At 59.4% G+C, this 20,939-nt stretch carries 21 protein-coding genes; all 21 read right to left on the bottom strand.

Annotated elements, in window-relative coordinates; genetic code table 11:
• Window positions 1-14: 14 nt before the first annotated feature.
• Window positions 15-791 carry a PaaX family transcriptional regulator C-terminal domain-containing protein gene (locus Q0792_RS11990; RefSeq protein WP_298840628.1) on the bottom strand — a complete coding sequence of 259 codons (777 nt, stop codon included), beginning with the start codon at window positions 789-791 and terminating at the stop codon, window positions 15-17.
• The gene (gene paaZ, locus Q0792_RS11985; protein WP_298840624.1) at window positions 781-2,823 is read right to left on the bottom strand and encodes a phenylacetic acid degradation bifunctional protein PaaZ; all 2,043 of its coding nucleotides are present in this window, start codon (window positions 2,821-2,823) and stop codon (window positions 781-783) included. Before paaZ ends, Q0792_RS11990 begins: the two co-directional genes overlap by 11 nt.
• A gap of 9 nt (window positions 2,824-2,832) precedes the next feature.
• Window positions 2,833-3,897, bottom strand: coding sequence for a ferredoxin--NADP reductase (locus Q0792_RS11980; RefSeq protein WP_298840621.1), 1,065 nt, complete (start codon window positions 3,895-3,897; stop codon window positions 2,833-2,835).
• A 1-nt stretch (window position 3,898) separates the two neighbouring features.
• Complete coding sequence (paaD, locus tag Q0792_RS11975) at window positions 3,899-4,366, bottom strand: 1,2-phenylacetyl-CoA epoxidase subunit PaaD (protein WP_298840618.1); 468 nt, start codon at window positions 4,364-4,366, stop codon at window positions 3,899-3,901.
• On the bottom strand, window positions 4,360-5,115 hold the full coding sequence (gene paaC / locus Q0792_RS11970) for a 1,2-phenylacetyl-CoA epoxidase subunit PaaC (RefSeq protein WP_298840615.1): 756 nt from the start codon (window positions 5,113-5,115) through the stop codon (window positions 4,360-4,362). The genes paaD and paaC overlap by 7 nt, the downstream gene beginning before the upstream one ends.
• Window positions 5,112-5,396 carry a 1,2-phenylacetyl-CoA epoxidase subunit PaaB gene (paaB, locus tag Q0792_RS11965; protein ID WP_298840613.1) on the bottom strand — a complete coding sequence of 95 codons (285 nt, stop codon included), beginning with the start codon at window positions 5,394-5,396 and terminating at the stop codon, window positions 5,112-5,114. The genes paaC and paaB overlap by 4 nt, the downstream gene beginning before the upstream one ends.
• Before the next feature lie 4 nt (window positions 5,397-5,400).
• A complete protein-coding gene (gene paaA, locus Q0792_RS11960; RefSeq protein WP_298840608.1) occupies window positions 5,401-6,393 on the bottom strand; it encodes a 1,2-phenylacetyl-CoA epoxidase subunit PaaA in 993 nt (330 codons plus the stop codon).
• Window positions 6,394-6,396: 3 nt separating this feature from the next.
• Window positions 6,397-7,599: a 3-oxoadipyl-CoA thiolase gene (gene pcaF / locus Q0792_RS11955; RefSeq protein WP_298840605.1), complete on the bottom strand. Its 1,203-nt coding sequence runs from the start codon at window positions 7,597-7,599 to the stop codon at window positions 6,397-6,399.
• 95 nt (window positions 7,600-7,694) lie between these two features.
• Entirely contained in the window at window positions 7,695-8,429 is a 735-nt protein-coding gene (locus Q0792_RS11950; protein ID WP_298840602.1) for a PAS domain-containing protein, read from the bottom strand.
• A 209-nt stretch (window positions 8,430-8,638) separates the two neighbouring features.
• On the bottom strand, window positions 8,639-9,775 hold the full coding sequence (locus tag Q0792_RS11945) for a Gfo/Idh/MocA family oxidoreductase (RefSeq protein ID WP_298840600.1): 1,137 nt from the start codon (window positions 9,773-9,775) through the stop codon (window positions 8,639-8,641).
• Window positions 9,776-9,778: 3 nt separating this feature from the next.
• Entirely contained in the window at window positions 9,779-10,831 is a 1,053-nt protein-coding gene (locus Q0792_RS11940; protein ID WP_298840597.1) for a sugar phosphate isomerase/epimerase, read from the bottom strand.
• Window positions 10,832-10,858: 27 nt separating this feature from the next.
• On the bottom strand, window positions 10,859-11,914 hold the full coding sequence (locus Q0792_RS11935) for a LacI family DNA-binding transcriptional regulator (RefSeq protein ID WP_298840594.1): 1,056 nt from the start codon (window positions 11,912-11,914) through the stop codon (window positions 10,859-10,861).
• A gap of 9 nt (window positions 11,915-11,923) precedes the next feature.
• Entirely contained in the window at window positions 11,924-13,555 is a 1,632-nt protein-coding gene (locus Q0792_RS11930; protein WP_298840591.1) for a dihydroxyacetone kinase subunit DhaK, read from the bottom strand.
• A 12-nt stretch (window positions 13,556-13,567) separates the two neighbouring features.
• A complete protein-coding gene (locus tag Q0792_RS11925; RefSeq protein ID WP_298840588.1) occupies window positions 13,568-14,563 on the bottom strand; it encodes an ABC transporter ATP-binding protein in 996 nt (331 codons plus the stop codon).
• On the bottom strand, window positions 14,556-15,653 hold the full coding sequence (locus Q0792_RS11920) for an ABC transporter ATP-binding protein (protein WP_298840585.1): 1,098 nt from the start codon (window positions 15,651-15,653) through the stop codon (window positions 14,556-14,558). The genes Q0792_RS11925 and Q0792_RS11920 overlap by 8 nt, the downstream gene beginning before the upstream one ends.
• Entirely contained in the window at window positions 15,646-16,056 is a 411-nt protein-coding gene (locus Q0792_RS11915; protein ID WP_298840582.1) for a DUF1801 domain-containing protein, read from the bottom strand. Before Q0792_RS11915 ends, Q0792_RS11920 begins: the two co-directional genes overlap by 8 nt.
• An 8-nt stretch (window positions 16,057-16,064) precedes the next feature.
• Window positions 16,065-16,253: a hypothetical protein gene (locus tag Q0792_RS11910; protein ID WP_298840580.1), complete on the bottom strand. Its 189-nt coding sequence runs from the start codon at window positions 16,251-16,253 to the stop codon at window positions 16,065-16,067.
• Window positions 16,254-16,356: 103 nt separating this feature from the next.
• Window positions 16,357-17,295 (bottom strand): carbohydrate ABC transporter permease, encoded by a 939-nt coding sequence (locus Q0792_RS11905; RefSeq protein WP_298840578.1) that lies wholly within the window; start codon window positions 17,293-17,295, stop codon window positions 16,357-16,359.
• Between the two features lie 148 nt (window positions 17,296-17,443).
• Window positions 17,444-18,391 carry a carbohydrate ABC transporter permease gene (locus tag Q0792_RS11900; protein ID WP_298840575.1) on the bottom strand — a complete coding sequence of 316 codons (948 nt, stop codon included), beginning with the start codon at window positions 18,389-18,391 and terminating at the stop codon, window positions 17,444-17,446.
• A 91-nt stretch (window positions 18,392-18,482) separates the two neighbouring features.
• Window positions 18,483-19,802 carry an ABC transporter substrate-binding protein gene (locus Q0792_RS11895; RefSeq protein WP_298840572.1) on the bottom strand — a complete coding sequence of 440 codons (1,320 nt, stop codon included), beginning with the start codon at window positions 19,800-19,802 and terminating at the stop codon, window positions 18,483-18,485.
• 209 nt (window positions 19,803-20,011) lie between these two features.
• Window positions 20,012-20,905 carry a DMT family transporter gene (locus Q0792_RS11890; RefSeq protein ID WP_298840570.1) on the bottom strand — a complete coding sequence of 298 codons (894 nt, stop codon included), beginning with the start codon at window positions 20,903-20,905 and terminating at the stop codon, window positions 20,012-20,014.
• Between the last annotated feature and the right edge of the window lie 34 nt (window positions 20,906-20,939).

The raw sequence follows: 20,939 nt of genomic DNA, 5'->3' as shown, positions 1-20,939 counted from the left end.
GAAAGCCCGCGGGTCTAAGCGGATATTTTCAGCTCTGCCGGGGCAGGACGGCTGACCCGGTCCAGCAGACCGGTCACCAGAACCCGGCAATCGTGACCGCGCCAGCCAGCCGGGCACAGGGCCGGAGGAATGTCGGGATGCCGAAGAACAAGGCGTCTCCAGTTGTGCACGATCAGGCATCGCAGTACGGCCCGGCCAAGCGGCGGCAGCGCGTCTTGAGGCGAAACAGCTGCAGAAACCTGTTCCAGAATGCTGTACAGAGACTGGTATTCCTGTATCAGCCGTTGGGGAACGATACTCTCTCTGACCCAGTCCGGCACATGATCTCCGGTCAGTGCCAGCGTATCACCCGGTGCTGCCAGGCCGCGCGGGCCTGCATAGATCCGGTGAGCAATTTGCGTAAATCCGGCCTCGCGAACCTCTTCTTTTGGCTCGTGGCCGTCTGTGATGATGACCTGCCAGCTCAGACAGGTGTCCTCCGGACGGGCATAGATCCGCTGACTGGCCAGGATGGTTTCCGCACGACCCGACCGGGTCAGGCTGTGCCGGCTGGTACGCCCTGTCTTTTCTGATGTGATCCATCCGTCATTACGCAGTCTGTGCAGCGCAACTCTGGTTGCTTCCGGGCGTACATCCATTGCGGTCATGATAGCTGACAGGACCGGCCCCTCAATCGAAGCACCCTCTTCTTGTGCAAGATCACCGAAAACCGACACCAGAAGCGACCAGACCCGCTGGCCGCCAAGGTCAGTGAGTGCCGTCGTCCAGGGGGTCAGGTCTTCAGAAAGCATTCATGGTCAACAGCTCATATTCCGCGACGGTGGCTGCCTCCTGATTTGTCAGCGTGACGTGCCAGCGTACTTCGCCATAGGTCTCGTTGCGTGGCGTTTTGGCTTTGACGGTCAGTTGAACAGAGATGGCGTCGCCCGGGCTGACCGGTGCCATGAAACGCAACGAATCGAGCCCGGTGTTTGCGAGAACCGGTCCGGGGTCGGGCTGGACGAACATGCCAGCTGCAAAACTGAGTAACAGGTATCCATGCGCGACCCGGCCAGGGAAGAACGGATTGGCGGCGGCGGCGTCCTCGTCCATATGGGCATAAAACCTGTCACCGGTGAAATGTGCGAAGGTCTCGATGTCGTCGATCGTGACTGTCCGTGGGCCCGCGTGCAGCGTGTCGCCGATTGTCAGGCTGCCAAAAGCGCGCGTAAACGGGTGTGCGTCGTCTGTTTTAGTAGCAGCACCGGGAACCCATCGCTGTGTAATGCCCGTCAGGATGTCGGGGCTGCCCTGGATCGCTGTGCGCTGCATATAGTGCAGCACCCCGCGGATGCCGCCCAGTTCTTCGCCACCACCGGCACGGCCTGGTCCGCCGTGAACCATATGCGGCAACGGCGCGCCGTGACCTGTGGCCTCGTCCATCGAGGTTCTGTTGTTGAAATAAAGCCGCCCATGGAATGCCGCGGCCCCAAGCGTTATCTCGCGCGCGGTGTCAGCAGAGGCGGTGAACACCGACGCGACCAGCGACCCTTTGCCCCGCTTCAGGAGGCGGACCGCATGGGATGTATCACGGTACCCCATGACTGTGGCGACCGGTCCAAAGGCCTCGGTGTCATGCAGATGCTGCGCAGCATCCGGAATGCCGGCGCAGAAAAGCATGGGCGATATGAACGCGCCATTTTCAGTGTTTTCGCCCGTAACAGAGACGTTATCCGGATCGCCAAACACGCGTTCAGCGTCACGTCCGATCAGCGCTGCTTTCTCCAGAACATCCTTTTTCTGGGCCTCAGATACCAGCGCGCCCATGTGTGTTGTTTCCAGACGCGGATCGCCAACGGTGGTTTTCGCCAGCTTATCGGAAAGCGCATGAATAACAGCGTCCACCTGGGCGTCGGGGACCATGATGCGCCGGATGGCCGTGCATTTCTGACCCGCCTTAACGGTCATCTCGCGATGCACCTCTTTGACAAAAAGATCGAATTCCGGTGTGCCGGAGCGTGCGTCTGAACCCAGCACCGTGGCGTTGAGGCTGTCCTGTTCGGACATAAACCGCGTTGAGTTTTTCATCAGACGGGGATTGGCGCGGAGTTTAAGTGCCGTATCCGCAGATCCGGTGAAACTGACCACATCCTGGCAATCAAGGTGATCCAGCATATCTCCCAGTCCCCCCGCAACCAGCTGCAGCGCACCATCGGGCAGCAGCCCGCTTTGCAGGATCAGCCTGACACAGGCCTCGGTGACATAGCAGGTGGCTGTTGCCGGTTTGACAATCGACGGGACGCCGGCCAGCAGGGCAGGCGCGAGTTTTTCCAGCATGCCCCAGACTGGAAAATTGAATGCGTTGATCTGAACTGCCACGCCCTGCAGCGGCACGGCAATATGCTGGCCCACAAAAGAACCTGACCGACTGAGCTGTTCGGTTGCACCGTCAATATAGACGTGACCGTCCGGCATCTCGCGCCGGCCCTTTGAGGCAAAGACAAGCATTGTGCCGATGCCGCCGTCGATATCGATCAGGTGATCCTTTTGCGTAGCGCCGGTATCAAAGCTGAGATCGTAGAGTTCCTGTCTGTGGTCGCACAGATGCAGTGCGACGGCTTTGATTATCTTTGCGCGGTCGTGGAATGTCATTCCGCGCAACGCCGGACCGCCTTTTTCCCGCGCCCAGCCCAGCATCGCGCCGATATCCAGCGCATCATTGCCGGCGGCAAAGATCGGTGCGCCGGTGACAGCGCTGGCGATTGTGCGTGCACCTTCGCCGGGTTCGATCCACTGACCGGCCGCAAAACTGTGAACTTCCTTCAGGGCGTTGTCCCGCGGCATGCCGTCTCCTCAGTGAGTATCGTATTCCACAGTGATCGTGTCGCCCAGCGGATAACACTGGCACGTCAGCACCATACCCTGCTCGACTTCGTAATCCTCGAGCGCATGATTGCTGAGCATTTCGTATTCGCCGTCCAGCACGCGGGCCTTGCAGGTCGAACAGACTCCCGCCTTGCAGGCAAAAGGCGCATCCAGCGCATTTTCGAGCGCGGCCTCCAGTACGGACTGGTCTTTGGGCATCGTAAAGCTGCGTGTCACGCCTTCGACCGTCACCTGTGCGGCCGTGCCCGGCTGGTCGGCCGCGCGGTCGGTCAGTGCCTGGCGGGCCAGCTGTCCCTGCTGGCTTTCTGTGAACAGTTCAAAACGGATCTGATCAGGCTCTAACCCATGTGCTTTCAGACTCTCGGCGATGGCCAGCATCATGGGTTCGGGACCGCAGATGTAGGCGGTATCAACGTCAGACACACTGACCCAGTTGCTGAAAAGCGCGGTACATTTGGCCTGATCGACGCGGCCCGTAAACAGCTCCATATCCTGCCCGGATTCCAGAATATGGATCAGCGTCAGACGACCCATATATCGGTTTTTCAGGTCCTCGAGTTCTTCGCGGAACATGATCGTGTTCACCGCCCGATTGGCATAGACCAGCGTAAACGTGCTTTGGGGCTCCTGTGCCAGGGCCGTTTTCAGGATCGACAGAATGGGTGTGATGCCGGAACCGCCCGCAAACCCGAGGTAGTTGCGACCCGTTTTCGTCTCTGTTTCGGCGTAAAACGAGCCGGAGGGCGGCATCGCCTCAATGGGGTCACCGACCCGGAGTACGGTATTGGCAAAGGTCGAGAAGGCACCGCCTTCGACGCGTTTGATACCCACCTGCAGCAACCCGTCGTCCACGCCGGCGCAGATCGAATAATTACGGCGCACTTCGGTGCCGTCGAAATCATGTCGAAAGGTCAGATACTGGCCCTGCGTGAAGCGGAACGCCTCGGGCTCATCCGGTTGCAGGGTCAGGACAACCGCGTCGCGGATCGTGCGGTGAATATCTGTGATCGTGAGCGAGTGAAAACGGGCCATGTCAGATACACTTGAAGTAATCAAAAGGTTCCAGACAGGTGCGACACCGCCACAGCGCCTTGCAGGGCGTTGATCCGAACTGGCTGATGCGCTCAACGTCCCGTGCCTGGCACTGAGGGCAATGCGCCGGTCCGCCTGCCTTTTGGGGTGGCGCTATGCCGTAGGTTTCGAGGTTCCTGCGGCCCGTTTCGCTCAGCCAGTCGGTGGTCCAGGCGGGCGACAGGCGGGTTCTGAGCCTGATTTTGTCGATTCCACGGTCGCGCAATGCTGTTTCGATATCAATGTTGATCACGCGCGTCGCCGGGCATCCGGAGTAGGTCGGCGTGACTGTTACTTCGAGCGTATCGCCTGACCAGTGAACATCGCGGATCACACCGAGATCAACCAGGCTGATCACAGGGATTTCGGGGTCAGGGATCTGGTTCAGCCAGCCCCATACAGTCTCTGTCGTGGGCTTATCGCTTACCATGTGGCATCCGGATAGGCTCTCTGCAACCATTGCATCTGCGTCAGAAGATGGCCCAGGTGCTCAGAATGGCGCGCACCCGACCGGCCGCCTCTGTGCGCAAAATCGCTTTCAGGCCGGGTCAGTGTCGCTTTCCTCAGCACCGGATTTACGGTCGCGTCAAAGCCCGGCCGCAGCGTTCCCGGATCAGGAGCAATGCCCTTTGCCACCATGTCCATGTCGACCGCGTCGCTGTCAAACATCTCGCCAACATAGGGCCAGAGCCGGTCGAGTGCTGCCTGCATGCGGGCATTGCTTTCTTCGGTGCCGTCCCCCAGACCGATCACGGTTTCAGAAGCGCGGTCCAGATGATAGCGCGCTTCCTTGAGAGATTTCTCCGCGATCGCCGCCACTCTGGCATCGCTGCTTTTTTCGAGTTCTGTCAGATACAGCACGTGCCATGCATCGAACAGAAACTGCCGCATCATTGTCTGTCCGAAATCACCGTTTGGCTGCTCGACCAGCAACAGATTGCGGAAATCCCAGACGTCCCGGCGAAAGGCCAGCGCATCAGCGTCGCGCCCTGCGCCCTCAACCTCACCGGCCAGGTTCAGCCACATGGTGGTCTGGCCGATCAGGTCCAGCGCTGTATTGGCGAGGGCGATGTCCTCTTCGAGCACCGGCGCGACGCCACACCATTCGGATACGCGGTGGCCCAGCACCAGCGTATTGTCACCCAGGCGGCAGAGAAATTCGAACAGTGGGTCGGTCACATGGCCCCCGCGTCGTCCGGAATATCGTAGAAGGTCGGGTGCCGGTATACCTTGTCGTTCGACGGCTCATACAGCGGGCCTTTTTCGTCAGGGGACGAGGCGGCGATGGCGCTGGCTTCGACGACCCAGATGCTGACGCCCTCGTTTCGCCGGGTATAGACGTCGCGCGCATTCCTGATTGCCGCCTCCGCGTCCGCGGCATGCAGTGATCCTACGTGACGGTGGCTGAGACCGTGCTGCCCACGGATAAATACTTCCCAGAGTGGCCATTCGTTCTGCATGTCGTTACTCCGCCGCGACCTTGCGGGCCTTTTTCTTTTCTGCATGAGCCAAAAGGCCTTCACGCACCCAGGCGCCTTCGTCCCAGGCGCGGTTGCGTGCCTCCATCCGGTCGGCAGAGCAGGGACCGTTGCCCTTCAGAACGTCAAAAAATTCATCCCAGTCCGGTTCAGAGAAATCATAGTGCCCACGCGCCTCATTCCACTTCAGGTGTTCATCAGGAATGGTCAGGCCCAGGAATGCAGCCTGTGGCGCGGTCTGGTCGACGAACTTCTGGCGCAGTTCATCATTGGTGTTCATTTTGATTTTCCAGGCCATGTTCTGCGCAGAGTGCACCGAGTTTTCGTCCGATGGCCCGAACATCATCAGCGAGGGGTACCAGAAGCGGTTCAGGGCATCCTGCGCCATTTTCCTCTGCGCTTCGGTGCCATTGGCCATCTTCATCATGATGTCGAACCCCTGGCGCTGGTGGAACGATTCCTCTTTGCAGATGCGCACCATGGCCCGGGCATAGGGGCCGTAGGATGTACGCTGCAGCGGCACCTGGTTCATGATCGCCGCACCGTCGACCAGCCAGCCCACAGCACCCATATCCGCCCAGGTCAGGGTCGGATAGTTGAAGATCGAGGAGTATTTCATTTTGCCCGACAACAGATCACGCGTGAGATGATCGCGGGAAACGCCCAGCGTTTCGGCGGCACAATAAAGGTAAAGACCGTGGCCTGCTTCGTCCTGCACTTTGGCCAGAAGGATCGCCTTGCGTTCCAGCGTGGGCGCGCGGGTAATCCAGTTGCCTTCCGGCAGCTGGCCGACGATTTCGGAATGCGCGTGCTGGCCGATCTGGCGGATCAGGGTTCTGCGGTACCCCTCAGGCATCCAGTCCTTTGGTTCGATCTTTTCACCGGCATCGACACGCTCCTGAAAGGCGCGTTCCTGCGGGTCCATCTCTTCGGGCGATTTCACGTTCTGCCCGGTCGATTTGATCATCTGTGCGTACATCGTTCAGACCCTTTCCAGAATAAGTGCCACACCCTGACCCACGCCCACACACATGGTGCAAAGGGCGTAGCGGCCGCCGCTGCGCTGCAGGTGAAAGGCGGCCGTCATCACAAGACGCGCTCCAGACATGCCGAGCGGATGGCCGAGGGCAATGGCTCCCCCGTTGGGATTAACGTGTGGCGCGTCGTCTGCTACCCCGAGCGCCCGCAGCGTCGCCAGCCCCTGCGCCGCGAACGCTTCGTTGAGTTCAATGACGTCCATCTGATCTATGGTCAGTCCTGTCCGTTCGAGAACCTTACGGCAGGCAGGGACGGGGCCGATGCCCATGACACGTGGTTCCACCCCCGCAGCGTACATGGCAACGATGCGCGCCAGAGGTGTCAGATTGTTTTTACCGGTCGCGGCCTCGGATGCGATCAGCATGGCGGCCGCGCCGTCATTCACACCCGAGGCATTGCCGGCGGTTACCGTCAGATCGGGCCCATTGATGCCCCGCAGCTCTGCGAGCTTTTCTGCCGTGGTGCCGGGGCGGGGATGTTCGTCCTGGATAAATTCCAGCGGATCGCCTCTGCGCTGGGGAACGATTACAGGCGTGATTTCAGTTTCAAACACGCCTGATGCCCGGGCGGCCTCCCAGCGTGCCTGGCTGCGTTCTGCAAATGCGTCCTGGTCTTCACGGCTGATGTTGTAATCTGCTGCCACGTTGTCCGCTGTCTGAGGCATAGAGTCGATGCCATGAGCCGTCTTCATCGCAGGGTTCACGAAACGCCAGCCGATGGTGGTGTCAAACACCTGGTTGTTCCGGCTGAACGCTGTTTCCGCTTTTGGCATGACGAATGGTGCGCGGCTCATGCTTTCGACACCGCCCGCGATGGCCATATCCATATCGCCCGCCCGGATGGCCCGCGATACGGCGCCGACAGCGTCCATACCCGACGCACACAGGCGGTTGAGTGTCATACCCGGCACCTCGACAGGAAGGCCCGCCAGAAGGGCAGCCATGCGCGCGACGTTCCGGTTATCTTCGCCAGCCTGGTTCGCACATCCGAGCACCACATCCTCAAGCGAGGCCCAGTCAACATCCGGGTTACGGGCCACTAGTGCTGCGATCGGGGCGGCAGCCAGATCATCCGCGCGCACGCCGGACAGACTGCCACCATAGCGACCGATCGGCGTTCTTTGCGCATCACAGATGAATGCCTGCATCTGGCTCTCCTTTTGACAGGAAACTAGGGCAGGTCACGATTCGACGCAATGTTTATGTTACGTATATACAGTCTTGAAGTACAATCCGTAACGCTTCACGCATCTTCCCGGTTGAAGTCAGGATCGCAGGAGCCGGCAAGCGCCCGAAGGGTTGTGCCGCCGGTATCCGCAGCTGCATGCCGGGTCGCACGGTTTTGGCTCTGTGCCTGTTCTGCAGGCGGATGACGGGCCGGAGTTTCTGCACGTCTGACGGTCTTCCGGATGTCCTCGACAGCCCGCTGAACACCCCGACAGATACCGCTCAGGGTCGCCACGCGTTCAGAGCTGTTGGCGCAGAAGAGTTCGCTTTTCTGTGCGGCATCAAACATGGAAACAAGGTTTTGTAACTGCAGATCTGCCAGAGCTGAAAAGAACCTGATGTCCTCAAAGACCAGCCGGCTGTTTGCGGCACCAGTGTCCTGCAGAACAGGCATGGCAGTCGCGATGACCCGGTCAATCCCTGACCGGACCGGAGCATGCTGGAGAAGGATATCCCAGTGCCGCAGGCCATGTGGCAACGTCAGGCATTCAAAGTACCGCTGGTCTTCCTTTGCCGCCACGCAATCCGCAAAACGTGATTGTACAGCCGCGGCTTCATCCTGTGGCAACAGGTCCGACGGATCGGCATTGCGCATGTCGGAAGGACAGACGCCGGACACGTCACACCAGGCTTTATTGGCACAGACAAAAACAAAAGGCGCGTCAGGCCTGACACGCTGGGCCGCAAACATCGGCACATGAAAATGGTCAAACAATGACGCCAGCTGGCTGGCGGAACGGGTATCAAACATCAGTCCTCTCAGAAATCGGGTGCCGCTATGGTGCCGGATTTCTGTTGTCAGATACTTATCAGAACAATTTCAATTTTAGCCATTCAGGGTCGTTGGTCCGCACGAGCCTTTCGGGAAAATCCAATTTCCACAGGGTTTTATGCACAGAAAAGGGGATCGTTCCGGCACCGGGAACAGTCTGTGTACGAAACGACCCCTGTCAGAAATGGTTAATCGCCGAGTGTCACCCACGCTGAATTCCGCGCCGACGAGCGCACACACGCGTCGACAAACTGCATGCCCCTCAGGCCATCTGTGATCCCCGGGTAGGTAACCCCGGCGTCAGGTGCGCGACCTTCGCGCCTCGCGACAATAGCTTCTGCGGCCTCCGAATAGATGTTGGCGAATCCCTCCAGATAGCCTTCGGGATGGCCTGGCGGGACACGGCTCATGCGGGCTGCGGCATCGCCGGCGCCGGCACCATTCCGGGTGATCAGACGTTTCGGCTCGCCCAGCGGGGTGAACCAGAGCTGGTTGGGGTTTTCCTGTGACCATTCGAGGCCACCTTTTTCGCCATACACCCGCAGGCGCAACGCGTTTTCGTTGCCCGGTGCGACCTGACTGCACCACAACATACCCCGCGCGCCGCCCTCAAACCGCAGCATTACGTGGCCATTGTCATCGAGCTGGCGCCCGGAGACAAAGGCCTGCAGATCAGCAGCAAGGCTGTCAACTTTCAGACCGGTCACGAAACATGCGAGGTTGTGCGCGTGGGTGCCGATGTCTCCGGTCGATCCACCTGCGCCGGAGCGCGCCGGGTCCGTGCGCCATGCGGCCTGTTTGAAATCCTGTTCTTCGCTCAGCCAGTCCTGCGGGTATTCCACCTGGACCACCCGTATTGCGCCGATATCGCCTGCGCTGATCATCTCGCGCGCCTGGCGCACCATGGGGTATCCCGTGTAATTATGGGTGAGGACAAACAGGGCATCCGAGCTCTCGACCGCTTTCACGAATTTGCGTGCATCAGCCATTGTCGAGGTCAGCGGCTTGTCGCAGATCACGTGGATGCCGCGTTTCAGGAACTCGCGCGCGGCTGCGAAATGCACATGGTTCGGCGTGACAATCGCAACGGCTTCGATCCCGTTCTTCAGGCGGGCTTCCCGGATCGCCATCTGCTTGTAGTCGTCATAGATGCGATCCGCCGGCAGGCCCAGTGCCTCGCCGGATGCACGTGACTTTTCCGGCGTCGAGGACAGCGCACCCGCCACCAGTTCGTAGCGGTCATCAATGCGGGATGCGATGCGGTGTACGGCTCCGATAAAGGCGTCGTTGCCGCCCCCTACCATGCCCAGTCGAATTCGGCTCATAACTTATATCCCCAGCATTTTACGGTTTGCGGCCTCGTCTGTTCCGCCGTCTGCAAAGTCGTCAAAGGCTCTTTCCGTGACACGGATGATGTGATCAGAGACGAACTGTGCGCCCTCGCGGGCACCATCTTCCGGATGTTTCAGGCAGCATTCCCATTCAACGACGGCCCAGCCATCAAAATCATTTGCAGCCATTTTTGAAAACACCGCAGCGAAATCCACCTGGCCGTCGCCCAGACTGCGGAAACGACCTGCGCGATCGACCCAGGACTGATAGCCGCCATAAACACCCTGGCGTCCGGTGGGATTGAACTCGGCATCCTTGACGTGGAACATACGGATCCGGTCTTTGTAGATGTCGATGTTGTCGAGATAATCGAGACACTGAAGCACATAATGCGACGGATCATACAGCATGTTGCAGCGGGCATGGTTGCCCACGCGTTCCAGGAACATCTCAAAGGTCACACCGTCGTGCAGGTCCTCGCCCGGGTGGATTTCGTAGCAGACGTCAACGCCGCAGTCTTCGGCATGATCGAGAATGGGCCGCCAGCGTTTTGCCAGCTCATCAAAGGCCGTTTCAACAAGACCCGCGGGCCGTTGCGGCCACGGATACATATAGGGCCAGGCCAGCGCGCCGGAGAATGTCGCATGCGCACCGATGCCCATATTGGCCGACGCCGACAATGCCTTTTTCACCTGGTCCACGGCCCATTCGTGGCGCGCCTGCGGATTGCCGTGCACCGACGGATCGGCAAAGCCGTCGAAGCCCGCATCATAGGCTGGGTGGACCGCAACCAGCTGGCCCTGCAGGTGGGTCGACAGTTCCGTGACCTCGACACCGTTCGCTGCCGCCTGGCCTTTGAATTCATCGCAATATGTTTTGCTCTCTGCCGCCTGCGTCAGATCAAACAGACGCCCGTCCCAGCTGGGCACCTGAACACCTTTGTAGCCGCAGTCAGCAGCCCATTTCGTGATGGAATCCCACGAGTTGAACGGCGCTTCGTCGCCCGCAAACTGCGCCAGAAACAGCGCCGGTCCCTTGATGGTTTTCATGTGTTTTCCTCCCTTTTGCACGCCCCGTCAGGGCGGCAGATTTTCTTTGAGATAGACGTCGATACGAATGCGTTCCTGCGCGGGGTTGATCGGCGTGTTATCGACGACGGCCCGCATGATCCGAAGAGCGCTGCGCACCAGGTGGCCTGCGTCCTGGCTGATCACGGCATCAAAGAGGCCGTTACCCAGCGCAGCGCGTGACAGCGGCGTCAGCTCGTGTGCGATGATCACCGGGGTGCGATGCAATCCGGTTTTTTCCAGGTGCCGGATCAGACCCGCGTTGCCTGCAGCAGACGAATAAATTCCCACCACGTTCCGGGTGCGCGCCAGAGTTTCCGGCAGCAGTCTTTCGATCAGGTCCGGGTCATCCCGCCCTTCGAGCGAGGCAAGCACATTCAGCTGCGGAAAGTCCCGCGCCATGACCTCGTCAAACCCCAGCCGCCGTTCCAGGTGGTCGCGCGCGAGCATTGAGCCGGTCAGCACGAGCACATTGCCTCCGACCGGTGCGAGGAACCTCCCCATCAGCTGGGCGGCAGTGCGCCCTGCGGCAATGTTGTCGATCCCTACATAGGTATTGCGTTCAGAACTGGGAATGTCGGACACCAGTGACACGACCGAAACGCCATGCGCGCGCAGCCGCGATATACTGTCCCGTACGGATGGTGTTTCCGGGCCAAAAACCGCGACCCCGTCCGTCTGTGATACATCCACTTTGTTAATGGCTTCGGCCAGGGCCATCGGATCAAAAGCCGGTACACTGACATGCGAGACCTGGGTGCGGTCCCGCAGCAGGCCCGGCGACAGCTCGGCGATGTGGTCTTCGATGAGAGACAGAAACTCGTTGTTGGTCGCGGGCAGAATAAACAGAAAGCGATAGACCCGCCCGCGTGCCAGATTGGCGGCAGCCGTATCCCGAACATATCCCAGGTCGGCAATCGCGCGGTTGACCTTTTCGACGGTAATTTTGCGGACACCCGGACGTTCGTTGAGTACCCGGTCAACGGTCGCAAGGCTGACCTGAGCCACACGCGCAATGTCGTTGACCGTAGGTTTCAGCGGATTGTTCTCGCGACCGGCTTTCATGCCCGCAGCTTATCCTTTCATCGCACTGACCAGCCCCTCAAAGAGGCGGGCGACAGCTTCCGCTCCGGGATCGTTGTGGCCGATCAGGTTTTCTTCGGGCACGTAAGAGGCTCGCCCTGCCTTTGCCCGCCCAATCGAGGCGGTGGCATCAGCACCTGCCCGTGCGGCTGTCGCGGCGGCGCCGACGCCATCGGACAAGGCAGTAAGCGCGGGTTCCAGCGCGTCGATCATGGTGCGGTCACCGGCTTTTGCACCGCCAACCTCGCTGATCCGCTGCAGACCTTTCAGCAACGCCTCATGCGTCGGGTGCCCATTGGCGCAGGCGTCTCCGGCAGCACCAAAGAAAATCGCCAGAATGACCCCCGAGGAGCCGCCCATCGTCTGGCTGAGCTCATTGCCGACGGCCCGGAAAAGCTGTGTCAGATCAGCCAGCGGCATCCGGTCGAGTGACGTCTTCAGGGCCCGCGCGGCGGTTGCCAGCGTGCTGCCGGTGTCGCCATCACCTGATTTGGCGTCCAGCAGGTTCAGGTCCGTTTCGGCCGCGGTCAGAAGATCGCAGCAGGTCTCGATGATGCCGCGGACACGGGGGTTATCCGACGGAATAGGCTGAATCGGGCTCAGCCCGTCAGGCAGCGGTCTGACGATCACATCGTCGAGTGTGTACATCCCCGGCCAGGCCGCAGGCGTCACGGGTTTTTGCAGGCCGGCGCGGTTTGCGTCGGACAATGGCAGGATGGAAACAGAAAACCCGTGCATATCGAGTGACGTCATCATCGGTGCCGGGCCGACAACGGCGGTGATCCCGACTGCTTTGGGTGATGAGGCAAGGGCATGGGCCAGTACGGCCATTTCCAGGGGCGTCGTACTCCCAAGGTTGTTGAGCAGCGCCACATGCGGTGTCCCGTCAAGGCGGCTGGCAAGTTTTTCAAGGACCATGTCCATGGCGCTCGCAGCGGTGTCGAACTGTACCTGCTGCACGCCGGCCTCGCCATGAATGCCGAGGCCCAGTTCAGCCATACCTCTGGCAATCCGGTCTTCTTTGGCAGACCCCGGTACGGTGCAGGTATCCAGAGACATGCCGATCGAGGCCATTTCGTCTGTGGCCCTCTGTGCGGCGGCGGTCACCGTATCCAGATCAGCCCCGTCCGCAGCCAGTGCGCCTGCGATCTTGTGCACAAAGAGTGTGCCGGCAACGCCCCGCGCCTGCGGCAGGTCGGGCAGCGCGATGTCATCGTCGATCACGACCATCGAAACCCTGAGCCCGAAGGCGCGGGCGCGTTCGGCGGCAAGCCCGAAATTCAGCCGGTCGCCCGTATAGTTTTTTACGATGAGCAGGCAGCCCGCCTCGCCGGTTACGGCGAGGATGCCGGCCAGCACGGCGTCAACCGAAGGTGAGGCGAAAACCTCACCACAGACAGCGGCGGTCAGCATACCTTCGCCAACAAAGCCTGCGTGCGCCGGCTCGTGCCCCGACCCGCCTCCGGAGATCAGCGCGACCTTTGATTTGTCCCAGTCTGTCCGGCAGACCACTTTGATGTGCGGGTAGCCATCGAGCCGGCAGAGAGCGCCGCCGGAGCCTGCAAGAAGCCCGTCGATGGCGTCGGTGACAAGGCTCTCCCTGCTATTGATAAACTGCGCCACAGATGTCTCCTTTCAGTAAATCCGATCGCCCTGAGCGTCAAAACACAGAGGGTTGTTTGGGGTTATCCTGATCATGCCACCCGGTGCGTACTGTGCATGCGGGTCGGCAAGCGTCGTGATGTCGTGTCCGTCGAGTTTCAGGTGCAGCCGGCTGTGATCACCGAGCCGTTCAATACGGCCGATTGTGGCTTCGCGCCCTTCACCCTGGGTGACATGTTCAGGCCGCAGGCCGATCTGATGTGCGCCGTTTGGTGCCGGACCAAAGAGGTCACCGGGTAATATATTGATACGCGGCAGACCCAGGCGGGAGGCCACATAGACAGAATTCGGGTTCTCATAGATGTCGCGCGGTGTGCCGTACTGGACAAGGCGACCCTCGTTAAGAACGCCGACGTGGGTGGCCATTGTCATCGCCTCGATCTGGTCATGTGTCACATAGAGGATCGTTGCACCGAGGCTGGCCTGAATCCGTTTCAGCTCGATCCGGAGATCGGTCCGCAGTTTGGCATCCAGTGAGCTGAGTGGTTCATCCATCAGATACACCTGCGGTTCGCGCACCAGCGCACGACCGATGGAAACCCGTTGCATCTCGCCGCCCGAAAGCGCCGTTGCCTTGTTGTCGAGCTTGTGCGAAATCTGAAGCACAGAGGCGACCTCTGCCACTTTGCGCTCGATCTCATCTTTTGGCGTTTTGAGTATTGGTGATTTCAGTGGGAACTCGAGATTTTCGCGCACGGTCAGATGCGGATAAAGCGAGTACTGCTGGAACACCATCGCCACATCGCGCTGGGCGGGCGTCTCGTCGCGCAATGTATATCCACCGATGCTGATCTCGCCTGCATCGAGCTTTTCGAGGCCCGAGATCAGGCGCAGTGTCGTCGTCTTGCCCGCGCCGGTCGGGCCCAGCAGCACTACGAATGCGCCGTCCGGGATCGTCATGTCGATGTCTGCGACGCCTGTTGTGTCGCCAAAGGATTTTGAAACCCCTTTGAGCACTACCTCAGCCATTGGAGAGCACCTCCTCGTTCAGTTCAGACAGCAGTGCCTTGCCTGAGTTCCGGTCAAAGAGCGTTATGGTCGACGCATCAAAACCCAGTCCGATCTTTTCACCCACCGTGGCCACCTGTCCCGACGGCACGCGGGCTTTCAGCTCGCCGTTCGGTGTATCAAGCGTGATGATCTGCGTGGTGCCGAGGTATTCCGTGGCCAGTACCTCGCCGCGGTATTCGCCGCTGTCAGACAGTGTGACATGTTCTGGCCGGACACCGAACACCAGGTTGCCCGAACCGCTCTGTATCTGGCGCGGCACGCTCAGTTTCTGGCCATTCATCTCGACGCTTTGTGCGCCCTCACTGACAGTTCCCTGAAACTCAAGGAAGTTCATCGAAGGTGAGCCGATAAAATCCGCCACGAACATGGTGGCGGGTTTGTCGTAGATTTCCTGTGGTGTCCCGAACTGTTCGACAACTGCGTTATTCATCACAACGATCTTGTCGCCCATCTGCATCGCTTCGAGCTGGTCGTGGGTCACATAGACGGTTGTTGCATTCATCCTGTCGTGCAGTGCGCGCAGCTCCTCGGACATGTGTTCTCGGAATTCCGCATCCAGCGCGCCGAGTGGTTCATCCATCATAAAAGCCTTTGGATCACGCACGATAGCGCGCCCCAGGGCTACGCGCTGTCGATCACCACCAGAGAGGCCGCCCACCGGTTTTTTCAGAATATCACGAATGCCGAGGATACCTGCGACCTCGTGCACCTTATCGCGCACAGCGGCGCGTTTCATGCCCTGGCTGACCAGCGGGTAACTGAGGTTTTTATAGACATTCATATGCGGGTAAAGCGCGAACATCTGGAACACAAAGGCGATGTCACGTTGGCTGGGAGGCTTCTGGCTGATCTCTTCACCGTCGAGGTAAATCTCGCCGGAGGTGGGCAGTTCCAGGCCTGCGATCATACGCAGTGTCGTGGTTTTGCCGCAGCCCGAAGGACCCAGCAGCATAAAGAACTCACCGTCCTCGATCGTGAAACTGGATTCCCTGACGGCTGTGAAATCGCCGAATTCCTTGCGGACGTTTTTGATTACGATTTCAGCCATGGGCTTTTTTGTTCCTGTGGTATGTCAGTGCCTGGGAAATGAACGCGCGCAGCGGGCCTTCGGGCAGCGGTTTGTCCGGATCGAGCATAAGCCCGCGATTGCCGTCGAAAGCCAGATCTTCGTCCTGGCGTAACCTGAAGTCCCGGATGAGGGTGGTCTGGCAGTGCACATAGATCGCTGCCTGAACCGGCGTGTCGCTGGTGTACCCGAGCCGGAGTGTCGTCCCGGTTCTGCGCCGCGTGTTAAGGTAAGCGGGCTGCCCCCATTTCAGGGTTTCCTCCAGCGGGCCCGCGTCCAGTTCATCGGCAACAGACAGGATCATTTCGCGGATGCGCATATGACAGCCACGCACGGCGGCGGGAAAGGCGTTGATCGCTGTCTGTACGTCAGATGCTGATGACACTAGGCGGGTCATTTCGGAAAGTGACTGACGACGATGAACATGACCGTGCCGATCAGCGTCGTGATGAAGGAATAGGTGTAGCCCCACATCACAAATGGCTGCATCAGCATGAAGACACCCAGCGCGATGAGGATGGTTGCGACCATCTCCCAGGGGCCGCGACGGAACCTCAGGAGACCGGTGAAAAAGTTACTCATGTCAGGGCCTCCGGAAGCTGATTACAGGCTGTCGGTTTCGTGCGCGCACCATACCGGCACAGCACAGCTGCGCGGCGCGTTGTGCACAAGGGTCTGGTCAGGGTCATTTTCGTACCGCTCCGAATGTAATGCCGCGCAGGAGATGTTTGCGCAGAGCGACCGTGAAGATCATCACCGGCAGCAGGAAGATCGTCGCACCGGCGGCAACGGCGGGCCAGTCAAGACCGCCCACACCGATGATGGTCGGGATAAAAGGTGGCGCCGTCTGGGCTGTGCCGGAGGTCAGCAGAACGGCAAAGGCGTATTCGTTCCAGGCAAAGATCAGGCAGAAAATCGCGGTCGATGCGATGCCGGTGGCGGCCTGGGGCAATACGACTTTGTAGAAGGCCTGAAAGCGGGTGTAGCCGTCGATAAGAGCCGCCTCTTCGTATTCCCGCGGGATCTCGTCGATGAAACCCTTGAGCAACCAGACCGCCAGCGAAATGTTGACCGCTGTATAAAGCAGGATCATGCCCAGATGTGTGTCACTCAGACCCAGCTGACGGTACATCAGGAAGATCGGGATCGCGACGGCGATGGGCGGCATCATCCGCGTACTCAGAATGAAAAACAGCAGATCATCCGCCAGCGGTATTTTGAACCTGGAGAAAGCATAGGCGGCCAGTGTGCCGAGGAAAATGCTGAGAAAGGTCGAACCAAAGCCGATGATCACCGAGTTCAGGAAGCGTTCGCCGAATTTTGACGGGCCGGCGATGACCATATCATACTGGCGTACAATCTCTTCGTACCAGGTCTCCGGCGGGTTGGCGGCGAGGAATTCATCCGTCTGGCGCGTTCGTGTGGTGAAGAGGTTTACGTAGCCTTCGAGCGTCGGTTCAAAAAGCACCTTTGGCGGATAGCTGATCGCATCCGCGGGCGATTTGAACCCGGTCAGCATAATCCATGCCAGCGGCACCATGGTGATGAGTGCGTAGACAATGACCAGTGTGCCGGCGAACCATTTGGAGCGTTTGCTGGGCTCTGTAACGGAGAAACTGCTCATGACGCGGGACCCTGTTTCTGTGGCTCTTGCCCGGTGGGAACCGCCGGGCAGCGCCCGACCCTCCCCACGGGAGGGCACTTCACGCCCCCCAAGGCTCGGACGCTGCCCTCAACGCAGACGGTTTCGGTGTAAAGCCAGTCGTTCATCATCACCGCTCCTTCACCTTGTTCAGTGCTTTGACGTAGATGCTGGCCAGGCCAAAGACGGTAACGAAAAGGATGATCGCATAGGCCGAGGCATAGCCGGTGCGCCATTTCTCAAAGGCCTCGCGTTTCAGGTTGATAGAGGTCAGCTCGGTCGTAGAGCCGGGGCCGCCGCCGGTAAGCTGAACCACAAGGTCGAACATTTTGAAGTTCTCGATGCCGCGAAAGAGCACCGCGAGCATGAGAAAGGGCAGGACCATCGGGATGGTGATGGTGAAAAACTGGCGCAGTTTAGAGGCGCGATCGATTTCGGCAGCCTCATAAATGTAATCCGGTATGGAGCGCAGTCCGGCGAGACAGATGAGCATCACAAAAGGCGTCCACATCCAGGTGTCCACAATCACGATGGACCAGGGAGCGAGGTCGACAGAGCCAAGCATCTCAAAACTGGAGGGGTCTTTGCCGGTGAAGAAGGCAACGATGTAGTTAAAGAGTCCGATCTGCGGCTGGTACAGGAACTTCCAGAAGTTCCCGACGACGGCCGGAGACAGCATCATTGGCAGGACGATGATCGTGGTCCAGAGGTCGTTACCCTTGAATTTTTTGTTGATCAGGTAGGCCAGCGTGAAGCCGATAAGGACCTGAAAGAAGATGGTCCAGAACAGAAAGTGCGCTGTGGCCTGCATGTTCAGCCAGATGTCGGTGTCGGTCAGGATACGCTCGTAGTTGCGCAGACCAACGTAGTCGACTTCGCGGTTCAGACGATTGGCGCGGAAGTTGGTGAAGCTGAGGTTGATCGTCCAGATCAGCGGAAAAATATTGATCGCGAGCAGCAGAAAGATCGTGGGGGCCACGAAGATCCAGGCGATGGCGCGGTCGCTCAGGCCTTTGATCCTGCGCGCCATAGCGGGCGGTGTGACCTGTGCAGCACGGGAGATGGGGGTATCTGACATGTGGACGCAGCTTTCCCGGGGCGAGGCGGGTGTGGCCGTCTCACCGGTTGATCAGGGGACAGGGTGGGGATGACCCCACCCTGAGTGATATTCAGAGCTTGCCTTCGTCTTCAAAGGTCTCTGTCCAGTCCTCGATCAGCTTGTCGAGGGCTTCCTGGGCTGTGCCCTGATCGGCAACCACATAGTCGTGGATGCGTTTCTGCATGGCGAGCAGCAGTTCGGCGTAGGCCGGTTCCTGCCAGAAGTCCTGTACCGCGCCCATGGCTTCGAGGAAGTCACCTGCAAAGGGGGCGCTGTCCACGAATTCAGGGCTTTCAAGTACCGCCTTGTGCGCTGAGTAGCCGCCCAGATCCCACCATTTCTGCTGGACCTCAGGGTTGGCGAACCATTTGATATACTCAAGTGCCGCGTCCTGCTTGTCGGAGTACGCTACAACCGAGATGCCCTGACCACCCAGCGTGGAGCCGGCCTGGTTCTGTGGCGGGTTCACGAAGAAGTCGATCTTGTCGCCGCCGGTGTTCGGGTCTGCATAGAGGCCCGGGAAGAAGGCAAACCAGTTCATCGCCATCGCGACCTGACCGGATTTGAAGGCGTCGAGGCTTTCACCCATGTAGGAGTTTGTGTAGCCCGGCGGTGTCGCGGTTTTGTAGAATTCCTTGTAGAATTCCAGCGCCTCGACGGCCTCTGCAGAGTTCACAGCACCTTCCATGTCGTAGGAGCCGGGGGTGTTTTCGTATTTGAAGCCCCAGGGGTAGAGCGCGGATGTGACGCCCATGGTGATGCCTTCAGAGCCCCGCTCGGTAAAGATAGCGGCACCATAAACTGTCTGGCCGTCGATTTCCCGACCCTGGAAGAACTGCGCGATTTCCAGCATTTCCTTCTGGGTTTTCGGCTCGCCCAGCTCGCGGCCTGTTTCGGCCTTGAAGGCTTCGCGGATGTCTTCGCGCGCAAACCAGTCTTTGCGGTAGAACCAGCCATTGGCGTCACCCATGGCGGGGAGCGCGTAGTAGTTCGGTGTACCTTTGGGCCAGGTGGAGTAGGCATAGACCGTCGCATCAGCGAAATCGCCCATGGAGATGCCTTCGGCGTCGAAGAAGTCGTTCAGTTTCACGTAGTGGCCATTTTCGGCGCCGCCGCCGATCCACTGGCTGTCACCGATCAGCAGGTCGCAGAGTTTACCGCCGGAATTCAGCTCGTTGAGCATCCGGTCGGCAAAATTAGGCCAGGGGATGAACTCAAAGCTCATGCTGTGGCCGGATTCCGCTTCGAATTCCTTGCTGAGTTCCACCAGCGCGTTTGCCGGATCCCATGCGGCCCAGCAGAGCGTCAGATCATCGGCCTGTGCCGACGCACCAAGGCCCGCAATTGTCATGCTCAGTGCGCTGACCGCGGTCAGTTTTGAATACTTCATGTAATTCCTCCCTATGAGTCCTGTCCGACCGGTCCCTGCCGATTCGGTTAATGACTGCCTCAAACGCTAAATGAGGTACGCACCTCATGTCGACATATTTTTGAGGGACGTACCTCAGAAAAGGCTTAAGATGATGAAAAGTAATAACTTTAAAACTGTTCACGGTTGGCTGGTCAGAAAATGATACCGGAAACACTTCTGCAGACAGGTCAGGAGGATTGCCTCAGTTGCCGCTCGCGCCAGATGATAAGCAGACCGCCCGCGACGATCAGCAGTGCCCCCGGAAAGAGCTGATCCCACGGGTTTTCGTCAAAGAAAAACCAGCCAAGCCCGAAGGCCATGGGGATGCCGAAATAGCTGAAAGGGGCGAGGTTGCTTTGTTCGGTCATGCGGTAAGAAACCACCAGAAAGAGGACAGCCGTGCCACCGAAACCACCCATTGCGACGATCCAGGCCATATCAGTGCTGGTCGTCACCGGGGTAAAGCCACCCCATGCGAGGGCCAGAATTACAGAGCCGGACAAGGCCGCAACCGAAGAATAGACGCTGATCAGAGGGCTGGGAACATCTTCGTCAAACAACCGCGATGTGACGCCAACCAGCGCATAGAAAACTGCGGCCCCCAGCGGCAGCAGGGCATAGGGTGTGAATGTGGCGGCGCCTGGCTGCATCACCAGGATAACGCCCGCAAATCCAACAGAGACCGCACTCCACCGCATCCAGCCGACCTTTTCGCCGAGCAGCGGCACGGCCAGTGCGGTCATGAAAAGCGCATTGGCATAGGCGATAGTCGACGCGGTGGCAAAAGGCAGAACCCCAAGCGACAGATAAAAGCACAGCTGTGCCAAAGTCACGATCACACCGCGCATCAGGGCCAGTTTCCACTGCCGTATTCGCAGCGGTCTGCCTGCTGCATGCCAGCCGCGCGCTGCGGTCAGCGCGATCATCGACGGGATCAGCCCGAAGAGGTTGCGCCAGGCCGACAGTTCAACAGCGGAATAACGGTCAGACAGCAGTTTGATCACCAGACCCATGGCATCAAACAATGCAAGAGCAATGAGGCTGAGGACAATGGCGAGGCCGGTCCGGTCGGTGGGGCGCATGGTGGGAATCCAGTTGGTCTGGTGCCACCCTACG

Source organism: uncultured Roseobacter sp., assembly GCF_947495025.1.
Taxonomy (GTDB): domain Bacteria; phylum Pseudomonadota; class Alphaproteobacteria; order Rhodobacterales; family Rhodobacteraceae; genus Roseobacter.
The sequence above is the reverse complement of the archived record's forward strand: the minus strand, read 5'-3'. Positions and strand labels throughout refer to the sequence as shown.

Excerpts from the sequence above, each read along its gene's own strand:
- Q0792_RS11990 (WP_298840628.1), bottom strand. The coding sequence starts at position 791 with ATGCTTTCTGAAGACCTGACCCCCTGGACGACGGCACTCACTGACCTT.
- paaZ (WP_298840624.1), bottom strand. The coding sequence starts at position 2,823 with ATGCCGCGGGACAACGCCCTGAAGGAAGTTCACAGTTTTGCGGCCGGT.
- Q0792_RS11980 (WP_298840621.1), bottom strand. The coding sequence starts at position 3,897 with ATGGCCCGTTTTCACTCGCTCACGATCACAGATATTCACCGCACGATC.
- paaD (WP_298840618.1), bottom strand. The coding sequence starts at position 4,366 with ATGGTAAGCGATAAGCCCACGACAGAGACTGTATGGGGCTGGCTGAAC.
- paaB (WP_298840613.1), bottom strand. The coding sequence starts at position 5,396 with ATGCAGAACGAATGGCCACTCTGGGAAGTATTTATCCGTGGGCAGCAC.
- paaA (WP_298840608.1), bottom strand. The coding sequence starts at position 6,393 with ATGTACGCACAGATGATCAAATCGACCGGGCAGAACGTGAAATCGCCC.
- pcaF (WP_298840605.1), bottom strand. The coding sequence starts at position 7,599 with ATGCAGGCATTCATCTGTGATGCGCAAAGAACGCCGATCGGTCGCTAT.
- Q0792_RS11950 (WP_298840602.1), bottom strand. The coding sequence starts at position 8,429 with ATGTTTGATACCCGTTCCGCCAGCCAGCTGGCGTCATTGTTTGACCAT.
- Q0792_RS11945 (WP_298840600.1), bottom strand. The coding sequence starts at position 9,775 with ATGAGCCGAATTCGACTGGGCATGGTAGGGGGCGGCAACGACGCCTTT.
- Q0792_RS11940 (WP_298840597.1), bottom strand. The coding sequence starts at position 10,831 with ATGAAAACCATCAAGGGACCGGCGCTGTTTCTGGCGCAGTTTGCGGGC.
- Q0792_RS11935 (WP_298840594.1), bottom strand. The coding sequence starts at position 11,914 with ATGAAAGCCGGTCGCGAGAACAATCCGCTGAAACCTACGGTCAACGAC.
- Q0792_RS11925 (WP_298840588.1), bottom strand. The coding sequence starts at position 14,563 with ATGGCTGAGGTAGTGCTCAAAGGGGTTTCAAAATCCTTTGGCGACACA.
- Q0792_RS11920 (WP_298840585.1), bottom strand. The coding sequence starts at position 15,653 with ATGGCTGAAATCGTAATCAAAAACGTCCGCAAGGAATTCGGCGATTTC.
- Q0792_RS11910 (WP_298840580.1), bottom strand. The coding sequence starts at position 16,253 with ATGAGTAACTTTTTCACCGGTCTCCTGAGGTTCCGTCGCGGCCCCTGG.
- Q0792_RS11905 (WP_298840578.1), bottom strand. The coding sequence starts at position 17,295 with ATGAGCAGTTTCTCCGTTACAGAGCCCAGCAAACGCTCCAAATGGTTC.
- Q0792_RS11900 (WP_298840575.1), bottom strand. The coding sequence starts at position 18,391 with ATGTCAGATACCCCCATCTCCCGTGCTGCACAGGTCACACCGCCCGCT.
- Q0792_RS11895 (WP_298840572.1), bottom strand. The coding sequence starts at position 19,802 with ATGAAGTATTCAAAACTGACCGCGGTCAGCGCACTGAGCATGACAATT.
- Q0792_RS11890 (WP_298840570.1), bottom strand. The coding sequence starts at position 20,905 with ATGCGCCCCACCGACCGGACCGGCCTCGCCATTGTCCTCAGCCTCATT.